Annotated in this window: 16 protein-coding genes; 1 reads left to right on the plus strand and 15 read right to left on the minus strand. The window is 60.1% G+C overall.

All coding sequences use genetic code 11. The features are described from left to right. Positions 1 to 66 precede the first annotated feature (66 nt). Positions 67 to 1,407 carry a flagellar biosynthesis protein FlhF gene (gene flhF, locus JFT81_RS11725; RefSeq protein WP_201227432.1) on the minus strand — a complete coding sequence of 447 codons (1,341 nt, stop codon included), beginning with the start codon at positions 1,405 to 1,407 and terminating at the stop codon, positions 67 to 69. A gap of 11 nt (positions 1,408 to 1,418) precedes the next feature. Further along, on the minus strand, positions 1,419 to 3,548 hold the full coding sequence (flhA, locus tag JFT81_RS11730) for a flagellar biosynthesis protein FlhA (protein ID WP_201227433.1): 2,130 nt from the start codon (positions 3,546 to 3,548) through the stop codon (positions 1,419 to 1,421). A gap of 676 nt (positions 3,549 to 4,224) precedes the next feature. Here flhA and JFT81_RS11735 point away from each other — a divergent pair. Next, on the plus strand, positions 4,225 to 4,590 hold the full coding sequence (locus JFT81_RS11735; RefSeq protein ID WP_201227434.1) for a DUF6124 family protein: 366 nt from the start codon (positions 4,225 to 4,227) through the stop codon (positions 4,588 to 4,590). 276 nt (positions 4,591 to 4,866) lie between these two features. Here the strand turns inward: JFT81_RS11735 and flhB are convergent, their stop codons facing one another. The 13 genes from flhB to fliJ form a co-directional block, all read right to left on the minus strand. After that, positions 4,867 to 6,006 (minus strand): flagellar biosynthesis protein FlhB, encoded by a 1,140-nt coding sequence (gene flhB / locus JFT81_RS11740; RefSeq protein WP_201227435.1) that lies wholly within the window; start codon positions 6,004 to 6,006, stop codon positions 4,867 to 4,869. A gap of 3 nt (positions 6,007 to 6,009) precedes the next feature. Further along, on the minus strand, positions 6,010 to 6,795 hold the full coding sequence (gene fliR, locus JFT81_RS11745; protein WP_201227436.1) for a flagellar biosynthetic protein FliR: 786 nt from the start codon (positions 6,793 to 6,795) through the stop codon (positions 6,010 to 6,012). A 3-nt stretch (positions 6,796 to 6,798) separates the two neighbouring features. Then, on the minus strand, positions 6,799 to 7,068 hold the full coding sequence (gene fliQ, locus JFT81_RS11750) for a flagellar biosynthesis protein FliQ (RefSeq protein ID WP_007920026.1): 270 nt from the start codon (positions 7,066 to 7,068) through the stop codon (positions 6,799 to 6,801). Then, positions 7,065 to 7,823 carry a flagellar type III secretion system pore protein FliP gene (fliP, locus tag JFT81_RS11755; RefSeq protein ID WP_064121002.1) on the minus strand — a complete coding sequence of 253 codons (759 nt, stop codon included), beginning with the start codon at positions 7,821 to 7,823 and terminating at the stop codon, positions 7,065 to 7,067. Before fliP ends, fliQ begins: the two co-directional genes overlap by 4 nt. Next, positions 7,823 to 8,281, minus strand: coding sequence for a flagellar biosynthetic protein FliO (gene fliO / locus JFT81_RS11760; RefSeq protein ID WP_201227437.1), 459 nt, complete (start codon positions 8,279 to 8,281; stop codon positions 7,823 to 7,825). The genes fliP and fliO overlap by 1 nt, the downstream gene beginning before the upstream one ends. Next, complete coding sequence (fliN, locus tag JFT81_RS11765; protein ID WP_164979413.1) at positions 8,282 to 8,734, minus strand: flagellar motor switch protein FliN; 453 nt, start codon at positions 8,732 to 8,734, stop codon at positions 8,282 to 8,284. A gap of 54 nt (positions 8,735 to 8,788) precedes the next feature. Beyond that, complete coding sequence (gene fliM, locus JFT81_RS11770; RefSeq protein ID WP_038363850.1) at positions 8,789 to 9,757, minus strand: flagellar motor switch protein FliM; 969 nt, start codon at positions 9,755 to 9,757, stop codon at positions 8,789 to 8,791. A 9-nt stretch (positions 9,758 to 9,766) separates the two neighbouring features. After that, positions 9,767 to 10,270 (minus strand): flagellar basal body-associated protein FliL, encoded by a 504-nt coding sequence (gene fliL, locus JFT81_RS11775; protein WP_201148811.1) that lies wholly within the window; start codon positions 10,268 to 10,270, stop codon positions 9,767 to 9,769. Between the two features lie 690 nt (positions 10,271 to 10,960). Then, positions 10,961 to 12,331, minus strand: coding sequence for a flagellar hook-length control protein FliK (locus JFT81_RS11780; RefSeq protein WP_201227438.1), 1,371 nt, complete (start codon positions 12,329 to 12,331; stop codon positions 10,961 to 10,963). Positions 12,332 to 12,437: 106 nt separating this feature from the next. Next, positions 12,438 to 12,785 carry an Hpt domain-containing protein gene (locus tag JFT81_RS11785; protein WP_201227439.1) on the minus strand — a complete coding sequence of 116 codons (348 nt, stop codon included), beginning with the start codon at positions 12,783 to 12,785 and terminating at the stop codon, positions 12,438 to 12,440. Between the two features lie 31 nt (positions 12,786 to 12,816). Continuing rightward, on the minus strand, positions 12,817 to 14,520 hold the full coding sequence (locus JFT81_RS11790) for a fused response regulator/phosphatase (RefSeq protein WP_201227440.1): 1,704 nt from the start codon (positions 14,518 to 14,520) through the stop codon (positions 12,817 to 12,819). Positions 14,521 to 14,525: 5 nt separating this feature from the next. Then, complete coding sequence (locus JFT81_RS11795) at positions 14,526 to 14,831, minus strand: STAS domain-containing protein (RefSeq protein WP_201227441.1); 306 nt, start codon at positions 14,829 to 14,831, stop codon at positions 14,526 to 14,528. Between the two features lie 144 nt (positions 14,832 to 14,975). After that, a complete protein-coding gene (gene fliJ / locus JFT81_RS11800) occupies positions 14,976 to 15,425 on the minus strand; it encodes a flagellar export protein FliJ (protein ID WP_201227442.1) in 450 nt (149 codons plus the stop codon). Between the last annotated feature and the right edge of the window lie 2 nt (positions 15,426 to 15,427).

Consider the following 15,427-nt stretch of genomic DNA (forward strand, 5'->3'; position numbering starts at 1 on the left):
GCGTTCACAACCTGAACAATGCATGGCAGACCATCGATGTAGGTACAAAAACTGTTCATGAATACCTCAGCCTACCTGCTTGGTCGGGCTGTGATAGATATCAGCGAACATGTCAGCCATGGCTTCTTCGCTGGGTTCTTCCTGCATTTGCACGCTGACGGCGCGGCTGACCAATTGATGACGGCGCGGCAGATGCAGATCATCCGGAATCCGTGGGCCATCGGTCAGGTACGCGACCGGCAATTCATGACTGATCGCCAGGCTCAACACTTCGCCAAGGCTGGCCGTTTCATCCAGTTTAGTCAGGATGCACCCGGCGAGCCCGCAACGCTTGTAACTGTGATAAGCGGCGGTTAGAACCTGTTTCTGGCTGGTGGTTGCCAGCACGAGATAATTTTTTGCACGGATGCCACGTCCGGCCAGACTTTCGAGCTGCATGCGCAGGGCCGGATCGCTGGCTTGCAGGCCGGCGGTATCGATCAGCACCACGCGCTTGCGCAGCAGTGGATCCAGCGCTTGCACCAGCGACTGGCCCGGATCGACATGGGTTACCGGCACATTGAGGATGCGGCCCAGAGTCTTGAGTTGTTCCTGCGCGCCGATGCGGAAGCTGTCCATGCTCACCAGCGCGACATTCTGCGCGCCGTACTTGAGCACGTAACGTGCCGCGAGCTTGGCCAGCGTGGTGGTCTTGCCCATGCCGGCAGGGCCGACCATGGCAATCACACCGCCCTCTTCCAGCGGCTCGACTTCCGGTACGGCAATCATCCGCGCCAGGTGCGCGAGCAGCATGCGCCAGGCCTGACGGGGTTCTTCGATATCGGTAATCATCGACAGCAAGTCGCGCGACAACGGCCCGGACAGACCGATGCGTTGCAGACGGCGATACAGATTGGCTTGCGCCGGACGGCTGCCTTGCAGCTGATTCCAGGCCAGGGTGCCGAGCTGAACTTCCATCAGCTCGCGCAGGCTGTTCAATTCAAAACGCATCGAATCCAGTGCACGTGGATCCACGCCGCCGGAGGACTGCGCAGGCGCCGGAGCTGGACGCGCCGGGGCGGCGTAGGTCGGTTCGCTCAACGGTTCGGCAGCGGTCAGCGGCAGGCCAGCGGTCAACGGCAACCCGGCAAAGATCTGGCGATTGCTATTGCCGTCGGCTTCGCCGCGCAGGCTCAACTCGGCCTGGGCGGTAACGATGCGCGACTGCGTCTTGCGCAGTTCGTCTTCGAGTTCCATGTTCGGAACCCGTGGCGCCAGCGCCGACAATTTGTAATCCAGTGCCGCCGTCAACTCGACACCGCCGGCAATGCGGCGATTGCCAATGATGGCGGCATCAGCGCCCAGCTCATCACGAACCAGCTTCATGGCCTGACGCATATCGGCGGCAAAGAAACGCTTAACTTGCATAAACCACTACCTCAGCCGTTGGGCCCTACTGTCGCAACGATGGTCACTTGCTTGTTGTCCGGTATTTCCTGGTAGGCCAGCACGTGCAGTCCAGGGACTGCGAGGCGGCCAAAGCGCGAGAGCATCGCGCGCACCGGGCCTGCTACCAACAGGATCACCGGCTGACCTTGCATTTCCTGACGCTGCGCCGCTTCGATGAGCGAACGTTGCAGCTTCTCGGCCATGCTTGGCTCCAGCAGAACACCCTCTTCCGAGCCTTGTCCTGCCTTCTGCAGACTATTGAGCAATATTTGTTCCAACCTTGGCTCCAAGGTGATCACAGGCAGCTCGGACTCAGTGCCTACAATGCTTTGGACGATGGCGCGCGATACGCCGACCCGCACAGCGGCCACCAACGCGGCGGTATCTTGACTCTTGGCGGCGTTGTTGGCGATGGCTTCGGCAATGCTGCGAATGTCGCGAACCGGTACGTGTTCGGCCAACAGCGCTTGCAGCACTTTGAGCAACTGCGACAGCGAAACCACGCCCGGCACCAGCTCTTCCGCCAGTTTCGGCGAGCTTTTGGCCAGCAATTGCATGAGTTGCTGCACTTCTTCGTGGCCGATCAGTTCGCTGGAGTGCTTGTACAGAATCTGGTTTAAGTGCGTCGCAACCACGGTGCTGGCATCCACCACCGTGTAACCCAGCGACTGTGCCTGCGCGCGCTGGCTGATTTCGATCCACACCGCTTCGAGGCCGAAAGCCGGATCTTTGGCGTTGATACCGTTGAGCGTGCCGTAGACCTGGCCCGGGTTGATCGCCAGCTCTCGATCCGGGTAGATCTCGGCTTCGGCGAGGATCACGCCCATCAGGGTCAGACGATAAGCGCTCGGCGCCAGATCGAGGTTGTCGCGGATGTGCACGGTTGGCATCAGGAAGCCCAGATCCTGCGAGAGCTTCTTGCGCACGCCCTTGATCCGCGCGAGCAATTGCCCACCCTGATTGCGGTCCACCAGCGGGATCAGGCGATAGCCGACTTCGAGGCCGATCATGTCGATCGGCGTCACGTCATCCCAGCCAAGCTCTTTGGTTTCCATGGCGCGGGCCGGCGATGGCAGCAGTTCCTGCTGGCGCTGAACCTCTTGCAGGGCCTGCACCTTGACGGCGTTTTGCTTCTTCCAGAACAGGTAAGCGCCACCGGCGGCCAGCGCAGCCATGCTCAGGAACGAGAAGTGCGGCATGCCCGGCACTAGGCCCATGACCGCCATCAGACCTGCGGCCACCGCCAGCGCTTTCGGCGAGGCGAACATCTGGCGATTGATCTGCTTGCCCATGTCTTCCGAGCCGGAAGCACGGGTCACCATGATCGCCGCCGCTGTCGATAACAACAGTGATGGCAATTGCGCCACTAAACCGTCACCGATGGTCAGCAAGGCGTAAACCCGACCGGCGTCGCCGAAGCTCATGTTGTGCTGGAAGATACCGACGGCCATACCGCCGATAAGATTGATGAACAGAATCAGCAGGCCGGCAATCGCATCACCACGGACGAATTTGCTGGCACCGTCCATCGAACCGTAGAACTCGGCCTCTTGGGCAACTTCGGAGCGACGCGCCTTGGCCTGGTTCTGGTCGATCAGGCCGGCATTGAGGTCGGCGTCGATCGCCATTTGTTTGCCGGGCATCGCATCGAGGGTGAAACGTGCGCTCACCTCGGAAATCCGCCCGGCACCCTTGGTCACCACGACGAAGTTGATGATCATCAGGATCGCGAAGACCACGATACCGACCACGTAGTTACCGCCGATCACCACCTCACCGAAGGCCTGGATCACCTTACCGGCGGCGGCGTGGCCGTCCTGACCGTGGAGCATTACTACCCGCGTCGACGCCACGTTCAAGGCCAGCCGCAGCAACGTCGCGACCAGCAGAATGGTCGGGAACACCGCGAAATCCAGCGGCCGCAGCGCGTACACGCAGACCAGCAAAACGACGATCGACAGGGCGATGTTGAAGGTGAAGAACACGTCCAGCAAGAACGGCGGCACCGGCAACATCATCATCGCCAGCATGACCAGCAGCAACAACGGCACGCCCAGATTGCCTCGACTGAGGTCGGCAATGTTCGAGCGAGCGTTGTTGATTAACTGAGAGCGATCCACCGGTTTTCCCCGTTCCTTTAAAGCAAACTTTTGACGCCCGACACAGGCGCACGGCGGCTATTGCAAGAAGCCTTCCAACTTTTGCCAACGGATGAAACAGAGAGGGTTGATCGGGGAATTTCTGCTGATCGGAGCGCCGCCTTCGCGAGCAAGCTTTGCTCCTACAGATCCTGGATACGTCATAGAACTCGTAGGAGCAGAGCTTGCTCGCGAAGAGGCCAGCGAATTCGGCGAAAACCTCAGAAAATCCCGGCACCGCCCTAGCCGGAGAAGAACACCGTCGTTTTCACGAGGACCTCCAACCGAGATTTTGCTTTTTAAACGCTGCTGTTTAAAAGACACCTCCAGACACGTCTCGCAGGCTACACATCCTTGCGCCATTGCCTACAGCTACGCCAGAATCGGCCGGCTTGTGCGCTTTGGGGGCGGGTTCTATTGTGGTCCGGTCGCTGACGAATCAGCGATCGGGTTTAGCGACTCGAACTCAAGTCAAAGGTGCATCGGCGTTCCAGGCTTCGTTGCGGATCTGTATTTTCGCGATTTCGTCATGGTGGCTGTATGCGGGAGACCCTCGGGTCTGCCGGGTGCCTTTGTCCGGTTCGCTAACCTGCGTACAGCCGCCACCCCTCCTGTTTAGCGACAGGTTGTAGCGGCTCCACTTCAAAGGAGCTTCACCATGATCAAACCAACACCCAACCCACCCGAAACCGAAACCGACCTCACCTCCCCCTACGAATCCCTCGATTCAAAAAAACTCCACGAAGCCGCCGACCGCGCCCTCGATCACTACCTCTGCCCGCCCGGGTCTGCTCCCATTCAACGCAAAACCCGCTCTATGTTCGCCGTCACCGCAGACTTCAAAAACGAAGAATTGTTGGCCAACGCCTGCGAAACCCTCGCCTCAGCCAGAACCATCGCCAATGACTTCGCCAACCTCATACCCGCATCACAACGCAGGACGCTGCTGGGCATTGCGCAACTGATCATGCTCGGGGAACTGGCGGTGAATCGGGCGCTGGATAATCTCGAGCTGCCCGCCTGAGAAGTCAGACAAAAATCCGTGGCGAGGGGATTTATCCCGTTCGGCTGCGCAGCAGTCGTGAAACCTGACACTCGGTATTCCCGAACGATAGAAGTCACAGGTTTTGGGGCTGCTGCGCAGCCCAGCGGGGATGAATCCCCTCGCCACAAGGATCTCGCAGGGGCTGGATTATCATTCGGACAGAAAAAAAGATCGCAGCCTTCGGCAGCTTCTACAGGTGGAATGCAAACCAGGTAGGAGCTGCCGAAGGCTGCGATCTTTTGATGTTGATGCCCATCAGGAGTCGCGACGCAAATCCGGCGGAATCGGCAAGTCGTCCTTGAGCGGATCCGGGCGCTTGCCCTTGCCCGCGCGGAATTGGCGGATCTGGTAGACGTAGGCCAGTACCTGCGCGACGGCCAGGTACAAGCCGCCAGGGATTTCCTGGTCGAGTTCGGTGGAGTAGTAGATCGACCGCGCCAGCCCCGGCGACTCAAGGAGCATGACGTTGTTGGCCACGGCGATTTCACGAATTTTCAGAGCCAGGAAGTCGCTACCCTTGGCCAGCAGGACTGGCGCCCCGCCCTTCTCCGAATCGTATTTGAGCGCCACGGCGTAGTGAGTCGGGTTGGTAATGACCACGTCGGCAGTCGGAATCGCCGCCATCATCCGCCGTTGGGACATCTCGCGCTGAGTCTGGCGAATCCGCTGCTTGACCTCTGGCCGGCCTTCTTGATCCTTGTGCTCGTCGCGCACTTCCTGCTTGGTCATCAGCAGTTTCTTGTGGGCTTCCCAGAGCTGCACCGGCACGTCGACCGCCGCGATGATGATCAACCCGCAAGCCAGCCACAAGGTACTCCACCCCACCAGCGTCACGCTGTGAATGATCGCCCGATCCAGCGGCTCATGCGCGATTCGCAAAAAGTCGTCAACGTCGGCGGACAGCACCACCAATGCCACACCCAAGGTGATCAAAAACTTCGCCAGCGCTTTGAGCAACTCGACCACGGACTTGAACGAGAACATCCGCTTGATGCCCGCAGCCGGGTTCATCCGGCTGAACTTGGGCGCCATGGAACCGGCCGCGAACAGCCAGCCACCAAGGGAAATCGGCCCGACCAGCGCGGCAATCAACAAGGTGATCATGATCGGCTGAATCGCCACCAGCGCGAGCTTGCCGGACTGCATCAGAAACGCGCCCATGGAACCCTGATTCATGATCACTTCGCGCGACAGCGTGAAGTTCATACGCATCAGGTCCATCAGGTCTTCCGCCAGCATCCCGCCGAATATCAACAGTGCGCTGGCGCCGGCCATCATCACGGCAAGGGTGTTGAGTTCTTTCGAGCGGGCGATCTCGCCCTTCTCACGGGAATCCTTTTTACGTTTCTCCGTGGGGTCTTCTGTTTTGTCCTGACCGCTTTCGCTCTCAGCCATGAGTCAGCGCGCCCGTGCCAGTTCACGTAGCAACTGCAGGGCCTCGGTGGCCAGCGGTTGATACTGATTGAGAATGTCCGCCAGACCGACCCAGACGATGAACAAGCCGAGCACCAGGGTCAGCGGAAAACCGATAGAAAAAATATTCAGTTGCGGCGCGGCACGGGTCATTACGCCAAAGGCAATGTTGACCACCAGCAACGCCGTCACTGCCGGCAACACCAGCAACAACGCCGCCCCCAGCACCCAGCCGAGCTTGCCGGCCAACTCCCAGTAATGCGCGGTCATCAACCCACTGCCCACCGGCAACGTGGTGAAGCTCTCGGTGAGAACTTCGAAGACCACCAGATGGCCATTCATCGCCAGAAACAACAACGTAACCAGCATGGTGAAGAACTGCCCGATCACCGCCACCGACACACCGTTGGCCGGGTCGACCATTGAGGCGAAGCCCATACCCATCTGGATAGCGACAATCTGCCCGGCCACCGCGAAGGCCTGGAAAAACAGCTGCAAGGAAAATCCGAGCACAGCGCCGACCAGAATCTGCTCGGCGATCAACAGCAGACCACTGAGATCAAGCGGGCTGACTGCCGGCATCGGCGGCAGCCCCGGAACAATCACCACGGTAATCGCCACGGCGAAATACAGGCGCACACGCCGGGGGATGAGAGTTGTGCCGAACACGGGCATGACCATCAGCATCGATGCGACGCGAAACAGCGGCAACATGAACGTCGCCACCCAGGAACTGATCTGGGTGTCGGTCAACTGCAGCAGCGATTGCATGGCCTAGCCGATGACCATCGGAATGTTTTTGTACAACTGAATGATGTACTCCATGAAGGTCTGCACGATCCACGGACCGGCGACGATCAGCGTGACCAGCATCACCAGCAGACGCGGCAGGAAGCTCAGAGTCTGTTCGTTGATCTGCGTGGCCGCCTGGAACATCGCCACCAGCAAACCGACCAACAGGCTCGGCACCACCAGAATCGCGACCATCAACGTAGTCAGCCACAGCGCTTCACGAAATATGTCGACCGCGACTTCCGGCGTCATGGCGAGACACCTCCGAAACTGCTGGCGAGCGTGCCGATGATCAGTGCCCAGCCATCGACCAGCACAAACAGCATGATTTTGAACGGCAGGGAAATGATCAGCGGGGAGAGCATCATCATACCCATCGCCATCAGCACACTGGCCACGACGAGGTCGATGATCAGGAACGGAATGAAGATCATGAAGCCGATCTGGAACGCGGTTTTCAGCTCGGACGTGACGAACGCGGGTACCAGAATGGTCAGCGGCGCCTGATCCGGGGTGGCAATGTCGGTGCGCTTGGACAGGCGCATGAACAGCTCCAGATCACTGGTGCGGGTCTGCGCGAGCATGAAGTCCTTGATCGGCACCTGAGCTTTTTCCACCGCTTGCTGAGCCGTGAGTTTCTCGGCCAGATACGGCTGCAACGCATCGTTGTTCACGCGATCGAACACCGGCGCCATGATGAACATGGTCAGGAACAGCGCCATGCCGGTGAGGATCTGGTTCGACGGCGTCTGTTGCAGACCGAGGGCCTGCCGCAGGATCGAGAAGACGATGATGATCCGCGTGAAGCTGGTCATCAGGATGACCGCCGCCGGGATAAAACTCAGCGCGGTCATGATCAGCAGGATCTGCAGACTGACCGAATACTCCTGCGCGCCGTCGGCGTTGGTGCCCAGCGTGATTGCCGGGATCGACAACGGATCGGCGGCGAACGCCAGCGGCGCGGCCAGCAACAGGGCCAGCGTCAAGACGATGCGTAGCGCACCCATTACTTCGTATCCTTCTGATCCTTGCCGAGAATCTTCAGCAACTGCTGGGCAAAATCCGGCGTGGCTTTTTCACTGGTGCTCGGCACTGGCACCGGCTCTTTGAGCACGTGCAGCGCGGTGATGGTACCGGGGCTCAAGCCGAGCAGAATCTGCTCGTTGCCGACCTGGACCAGCATCAAGCGATCCCTTGGGCCGAGCGCGCGCGAGCCGATCAACTCGATCACCTGGCCCTTGCCCGCCGGGCCTGCCTGCTGCACGCGGCGCAACAGCCAGGCGAGGAAGAAGATCAGGCCCAGCACCAGCAGCAGACCGAACACCAGTTGCGTCAGCTGACCGGCCACGCCGCTGTTGACCATCGGCGTGGTGGCCGCAGGCACGCTTGCAGCGACGGTGGCTGCAGGCTCGGCAGCCAGCACGGTCAATGGCAGCGCCAGCAGCGCCCAGAGAAACCTTTTCACTCAGCGCAGCTTCTTGATGCGTTCGCTTGGGCTGATCACGTCAGTCAGGCGGATGCCGAACTTTTCGTTGACCACGACCACTTCGCCGTGCGCGATCAGCGTGCCGTTGACCAGCACGTCCAGCGGCTCACCCGCCAGGCGATCCAGCTCGATCACCGAACCCTGATTGAGTTGCAGCAGGTTGCGGATGTTGATGTCGGTGCTGCCCACTTCCATCGAGATCGACACCGGGATGTCGAGGATCACGTCCAGGTTCGGACCGTCCAGTGTCACCGGATCGTTGTTCTTCGGCACGCTGCCGAACTCTTCCATCGGCAGACGCGAGCCGCTGGATGCGTCGGCCGCCAGCAGTGCGTCGATGTCAGCTTGACCATCACCGGTTTCTTCCAGGGCAGCAGCCCATTCATCAGCCAGTGCCTGGTCGTCCTGGGCGTTCATATCGTCGTTCATCATGTGTCCTCGGCGGGCAACAATTCAGTTAATGCAAAAAGGGAGGGTGGCGCCGCTTCAGCGACGCTCGATCGGCTCGATCACTTGCAACGCGAGGTTGCCTTTGTGCGAGCCCATCTTGACCTTGAAGGCCGGCACGCCGTTGGCGCGCATGATCATCTCTTCCGGCATCTCGACCGGGATCACATCGCCCGGCTGCATGTGCAGGATGTCGCGCAGTTTCAACTGGCGGCGGGCAACGGTGGCACCAATCGGTACGTCGACATCGAGCACGTCCTGGCGCAGGGCGTTGACCCAGCGCTCGTCCTGATCGTCGAGGTCCGACTGGAAACCGGCGTCGAGCATTTCGCGCACCGGCTCGATCATCGAGTACGGCATGGTCACGTGCAGATCGCCGCCACCGCCATCGAGTTCGATGTGGAACGTGGAGACCACGATCGCTTCGCTCGGGCCGACGATGTTGGCCATGGCCGGGTTCACTTCCGAGTTGATGTACTCGAAATTGACTTCCATGATCGCCTGCCAGGCTTCTTTCAAGTCGACGAAGGCCTGTTCCAGCACCATGCGCACCACGCGCAGTTCGGTCGGGGTGAATTCACGCCCTTCGATCTTGGCGTGACGGCCATCGCCGCCGAAGAAGTTGTCCACCAGCTTGAACACCAGTTTGGCGTCCAGGATGAACAGCGCGGTGCCGCGCAACGGTTTGATCTTGACCAGGTTGAGGCTGGTCGGTACGTACAGCGAGTGCACGTATTCGCCGAATTTCATCACCTGTACGCCACCGACGGCAACGTCCGCCGAGCGACGCAGCATGTTGAACATGCTGATGCGGGTGTAACGGGCAAAACGCTCGTTGATCATTTCCAAAGTCGGCATGCGTCCACGGACGATGCGATCCTGGCTGGTCAGGTCGTAGCTTTTGACACTGCCGGGTTCGGCAGCGTTATCGGTCTGTACCAGACCATCGTCGACGCCATGCAACAGCGCATCGATTTCATCCTGGGACAGCAGATCCTGCACGGCCATGTCGTGTTCCTACTGCAGTACGAAATTAGTGAAAAGCAACTGTTCGATCACCACTTTGCCCAGCTCTTTCTGCGCCACTTCCTGGACGCTCGCTGTGGCCTTCTGGCGCAACATCTCTTGCCCGACCGGCGTCGCCAACGTGGCGAAATCCTGACCGGAGAAGAGCATTACCAGGTTGTTGCGAATCACCGGCATGTGCACTTTGAGCGCTTCCAGATCGGCTTGATTGCGGCCCAGCATGGTGATGCTCACCTGCATGTAGCGCTGACGGCCGTTCTGGTTGTAGTTGGCCACGAACGCCGGCGCCATGGGCTCGAAGATCGCTGGCTGCTTGCCGACCGGCGCAGCATCGGCGGCCTCGGCAGGCTTGCTCTGGGCGCTGTGCATGAAGAACCAGGTCGCCCCCACGGATGCACCAATGGCCAACAGCAACGCCAGCACGATCACGATGATCAGCTTGAGTTTGCCTTTGGTTGCGGGGTCTTTCACTGCTGCTGTTTCGCTCTTCGCCATGCCAATAATCCGTCACTATTCGGGTTTTCACAGTCGCACGGCAAGGCAAGAGCAAGTGTTATGCCAGAAGTGTCGGAGGTGGTGGAGACAACGCTAAAGTCAAAGGCCACCCTCACCCCAGCCCTCTCCCGGAGGGAGAGGGAGCCGACCGTGGTGTCAGACGTCAAACATCGACCTGAAAGACCGAGTGGATGATGAATTCACAGCCGAAGTATCAGGTCGGCGTACTTCGAGAGCATACCCGATCAGTCCCCTCTCCCCCTGGGAGAGGGAGCCGACCGTGGTGTCAGACGTCAAACATCGACCTGAAAGACCGAGTCGATGATGGATTCACATCCGAAGTATCAGGTCGGCGCACTTCGAGAGCATCCCCCAATCAGTCCCCTCTCCCCCTGGGAGAGGGAGCCGACCGAAGTGTCAGACGTCAAACATCGACCTGAAAGACCGAGTCGATGATGGATTCACAGCCGAAGTATCAGGTCGGCGTACTTCGAGAGCATCCCCCGATCAGTCCCCTCTCCCCCTGGGAGAGGGAGCCGACCGTGGTGTCAGACGTCAAACATCGACCTGAAAGACCGAGTCGATGATGGATTCACAGCCGAAGTATCAGGTCGGCGTACTTCGAGAGCATCCCCCGATCAGTCCCCTCTCCCATTGGGAGAGGGCTAGGGTGAGGGGCTCTTGATTTGATCAGGCGTAATAGTCGACGGCGCTGGTGCCGATCACGCTGGTGGTCTGGGCGGCAGCTTCAGCAACAGCAGCGGGTGCCAATTCTTCATCCGCCGAATCCAGACGACCACCGGCAGCGCTGGTGCGACCACTTTGGCCCTGCTGCGCTTGCTGCTCCTGACCCTGTCCTTGCCAGCCACGGCTCTGGTCGGACACATTGACGTCGACCTGACCCATGCCCTGCTGGGTGAACATATCGCGCAGGCGATGCATCTGCCCATCGAGGGCTTCACGCACACTTGGGTGCGCGCTCATGAACGTCACCTGCGTCTGCTGATCCGGGACCATGTTCACGCGGATATCCAGACGCCCCAGCTCCGCCGGCTGCAATTGAATGTCTGCCGCCTTCAGATTGGCGCTCGACAGATACATGACGCGGTTGACCACTTCTTCGGTCCAGCCGCTTTGATGCATGGCGATCGGCTGATTCACCGGAACAGCGTTCGCGGTCTTCGGCGTGGCAGCCTGAGTCAGTGCCGCCAAGCGGTTGGCAAAGTCATCGACACGGGTGTCGCTGGTGGCGGTTTTCAGGTCTTTCAGGCCGTCATCGATCAACCCGCTGAAAGCCTTCTCGCCGTCCTGACCAGTGCTGTCCTTGTCGGCCTGCACGTCGAGCATGCTGGCCATGCCGGCGGCAAAGTTCTGCGCCGAGGTCAATTCGCTGTCAGCCTGTGTTTGCGCAGGCGCCGCTTTCGGTTGTGCCTGGCTGGCGGCGGAAATGTGTCCACCCTGCTCCATCGCCATGCGCACGGCCGGCAAAGCATCGAGAGGATCGGCCGAAGGGTCGAAATCGCTGTCGGTGCTCGCCGCCGGATCTTTGACCACACCTGGCAACACGGCCACGGCCGGGGTTTCGGTTTTCGCCGGAGTGGTCGCTTCGGCCACCGGAGCCGCCACGACGGGTGGCGTCACTACCGGTTGGACGACGGCAACCAATGCAGGATCCAGCGTCGGGTCGACTGGAGCGGCATCCGTCACCGGAGTCTGCGTGGTATCAGTGGCATCGTCGCTGCTGGCGGTCTTGTCGTCGGCCGCCACCGGCTTGTCGGCAGGCAAGGCATTGCCGCTATCGGCAACCGCTGGCTTCGCAGGGGCAGATTGATCCTTGCTGACGTCCTTCTTGCCGCTGGTGTCGGCGACCTTGTCGCGCGCCGACTTCATCGGGGCGTCAGTCGTCACGGCAGGCTTGTTCGAGCCCTGATCGGCGAATACCTGAGCGAAGCTTGAGGCCTTGTCCCCGGCGTCTGCGGCCATTGCCGGCGTTTTGGCAGAGGCGGCTTGAGCCTTGGCCTGAGCGGCGTTCTGAAGAAGAATGTTGGGGGTCGCAGGCATGAAACGGTCTCCGCTGCACTGGGATCGTAGGTACAGTTGCGGGAGATAGCTGCAAGTGCCGGGCCAGTTTTGTCCGGCGCCGTGGAAAAGCGCCGGACGGCTAGTTTTATTGGGTTAGCGCGTGCTGGCGCTCATGTTCATAATCAGGCCGCACTTGAGCGAATTCGCTACTGATCTCGGCGACCAGTTTGGCGATTTGCGCAGGGCTTTTGTCTTTGGCGTCCGACTCCAGCTCCTGGCAGAGCTCTGCCAAGCGGAGAGCACCCATGTTGCTGGCGCTGCCCTTGAAGCTATGGGCAACTTCCGACAAGACCTTGGCGTCTGCTGTCTTGCGCAGCTCAACCAAGCGACTTTCGGAATCGGCCAGAAAGGTATCCAGCAACTCCGGATACCCCTCCTCCATAACTTCGCGCAGTACGCTTAGCGTTTCGCGATCCACATGTTTGTCAGTCACTTGCTCACTCCTTGATCAAGAATTGCGCGAATTATGCCTGAACCTCCCAGAGAAACTCCACGCAAGCACTACGACCTTGGTCCGACCAACTGGCATTACGCCCCAATTGCCGGATCAGACTGACACCACGCCCCGACAGACGGACATCATCCAATGGCCGCTCCATCATCCGTTCCACGTCAAAACCCTTGCCACTGTCTTCGACGCGGATCACCAGGCATCCGCCATTGCTCACGGGTTTCACCTGGAGGTGGATACGCACATAACCGTCCTGTAAACCATCGAGCCGTGCGTTGCGCTGCTCGTAATAACGGGCAAAACCGGTGGCATCGCGCTTGAGGCTGGAATCCAGTCCGAGCACGCCATGCTCCAGTGCGTTGGAGTACAACTCGGCGAGCACGCTGTGCAACGCGCCACTCTGCGCCCGCAACCCATGCACCTCCAGCAGCAACTGCAACAAGTACGGCAAAGGGTTGAAACGCCTGAGCGTGGCGCCGCGAAATTCGAAGCTCACCGACCAGTCCAGCGGACACGACTGGCCGCTGTCGGAATACACCGGCGCCGTCGGGCTGACCTGTGCGAGGTCCAGCATAGCGACTTCGACCATGCTCACATCGTCGCGCGCCTCACCGCGAAAATCCCGCAAAGCCTGGTTGATATCCGCGAACAACCGATCAGGCTCACGGTTGGCGGCAAACACCTGCTGCAAACGCTCGACACCGAACAGTTGATCGTTGGCATCGCTGGTGTCGATGACCCCATCGGACAACACAAAGACCCGGTCGCCCACCGCCATCGAATGCACTTCGGTGCGGTCGTCGAAGGCCTGCGGACTGAGTACGCCCAGCGGCAAATGGCGCGCCACCAAAGGCTCGCGCTCACCCGTGGCGACCCGATGCAGGTAACCGTCGGGCATGCCGCCATTCCACACTTCCACCGAACGCCGCTGAAAGCTCAGGCACAACACGGTCGCGCAACAGAACATATCGACCGGCAGGATGCGTTTGAGCTTGGCGTTCATCTCGCGCAGGGTCTCGGCCAGGCCATAACCCTTGGCGGTCATGCCATAAAAGACTTCGGCCAACGGCATCGCGCCCACCGCCGCTGGCAGGCCATGCCCGGTGAAGTCGCCGAGCATGACATGCATGTCGCCCGCCGGCGTGTAGGCCGCCAGCAGCAGGTCGCCGTTGAACAGCGCGTAAGGCGATTGCAGGTAACGGATGTTCGGCGCACTCAGGCAACCGGAATGCGCCACCTTGTCGAACACCGCTTTGGCGACGCGCTGTTCGTTAAGCAAGTAGTCGTGATGCTTGGCGATCAGGTCGCGCTGTTGCAGCACCGTGGCTTGCAGACGTCGTAAACGATCCATCGCCTTGATTTTGGCGGCGAGGATCACCTGGTTGTACGGTTTCGCCAGAAAGTCGTCACCCCCGGCTTCCAGACACCGCGCCAGCGCTTCGCTTTCGGTCAGCGACGTCAGGAAGATAATCGGCACCAGGGTTTCGCCGGCCAGCACCTTGATCTGCCGGGCCGCCTCGAAACCGTCCATCACCGGCATCATCGCGTCCATCAGGACAAGCTGGGGTTGTTGCCGGCGGAAGATCTCGACGGCATCGGCACCGTTAGCCGCCGTCAGCACTTCATGGCCCTGACGGCGGACGATGGTCGACAACAGCAACCGGTCGGCGGCGCTGTCTTCGGCGATCAGAATGGTCAGCGGCTCCTGCGCCTGCATGGCGATCAACTGATGTCGAAGAGTTTGTCGAAGTTGGAGATGGCGAGGATTTTGCGCACGTCGGAGTTGCTGTTGACCACCCGCACATCCGAACTGTCGCCGCCGGCGTGGTCGCGCAGCAGAAGCAGCATGCCCAACGCGGAGCTGTCGAGATAAGTGGCCTCTTTCAGGTCAACCACAATGGATTCCGGCTTTTGATCGACCTTCTCATACGCTTCACGAAACTCCTGATGGCGACCGAAATCGAACCGCCCCCTGACCGAAATAGTCAGCTTTTGCCCATCCGGGGAGACTTCTGTAACGACTGACATTGACTGGCTTCCTTGTCATTGACGAACGTGTACAAGGTTTAGCACTTGGACAGGGTTGCAGCAAGGCGCAGGACAAGATCAACAGATCGCAGCGTGCCAGGTTCCCTGCAGGAGCTGCGGCACGCTGCGATCTTTTGACCTGTTTTAAAAAGGCTGGTGGCGCGGCAAGCGCTGGGACAACTCGTCCAGTAGTTTCTGCTCGCGCTTGTCTTCAAGGCGTTGCGCCTCTTCGCGATAGCGCTGCACCAGTTTGCGCAAACCCTCGACCTTGGCGAACGCCTGTTGCCAGGCCTCTCGCGCCTTATCAAGATTGTTCTGGTGCCAGACCAGACTTTGCCGCTGTTGATCAACAGCCGTGTCGAGTTGCGCCAGAAAGCCCTGGAAACCGAGCAGCCACTGCCCACTGACGCCAGTGCTGCCGCGCACGATCCATTGCTCCGAGTAATCCAGGCGGAAGGCGTGCAGGTCGGCGAGTTTGCTTTCGGCAACCTTCACCTGTCCTTGAAAATAGCCCAGGCGCTGCACGGCGGTTTTCTCGGCCTGTTCGGCCATGTCCACCACCGGAGCGAGACGCGCGGCTCGGCTGACGGCCATGG

The sequence above is a fragment of the Pseudomonas sp. TH43 genome (assembly GCF_016650635.1).
GTDB lineage: Bacteria > Pseudomonadota > Gammaproteobacteria > Pseudomonadales > Pseudomonadaceae > Aquipseudomonas.

Coding starts and splice junctions, on each gene's coding strand:
- flhF (WP_201227432.1), bottom strand. CDS start 1,407: ATGCAAGTTAAGCGTTTCTTTGCCGCCGATATGCGTCAGGCCATGAAG.
- JFT81_RS11735 (WP_201227434.1), top strand. CDS start 4,225: ATGATCAAACCAACACCCAACCCACCCGAAACCGAAACCGACCTCACC.
- flhB (WP_201227435.1), bottom strand. CDS start 6,006: ATGGCTGAGAGCGAAAGCGGTCAGGACAAAACAGAAGACCCCACGGAG.
- fliR (WP_201227436.1), bottom strand. CDS start 6,795: ATGCAATCGCTGCTGCAGTTGACCGACACCCAGATCAGTTCCTGGGTG.
- fliQ (WP_007920026.1), bottom strand. CDS start 7,068: ATGACGCCGGAAGTCGCGGTCGACATATTTCGTGAAGCGCTGTGGCTG.
- fliP (WP_064121002.1), bottom strand. CDS start 7,823: ATGGGTGCGCTACGCATCGTCTTGACGCTGGCCCTGTTGCTGGCCGCG.
- fliN (WP_164979413.1), bottom strand. CDS start 8,734: ATGATGAACGACGATATGAACGCCCAGGACGACCAGGCACTGGCTGAT.
- fliM (WP_038363850.1), bottom strand. CDS start 9,757: ATGGCCGTGCAGGATCTGCTGTCCCAGGATGAAATCGATGCGCTGTTG.
- fliL (WP_201148811.1), bottom strand. CDS start 10,270: ATGGCGAAGAGCGAAACAGCAGCAGTGAAAGACCCCGCAACCAAAGGC.
- JFT81_RS11780 (WP_201227438.1), bottom strand. CDS start 12,331: ATGCCTGCGACCCCCAACATTCTTCTTCAGAACGCCGCTCAGGCCAAG.
- JFT81_RS11790 (WP_201227440.1), bottom strand. CDS start 14,520: ATGCAGGCGCAGGAGCCGCTGACCATTCTGATCGCCGAAGACAGCGCC.
- JFT81_RS11795 (WP_201227441.1), bottom strand. CDS start 14,831: ATGTCAGTCGTTACAGAAGTCTCCCCGGATGGGCAAAAGCTGACTATT.
- fliJ (WP_201227442.1), bottom strand. CDS start 15,425: ATGGCCGTCAGCCGAGCCGCGCGTCTCGCTCCGGTGGTGGACATGGCC.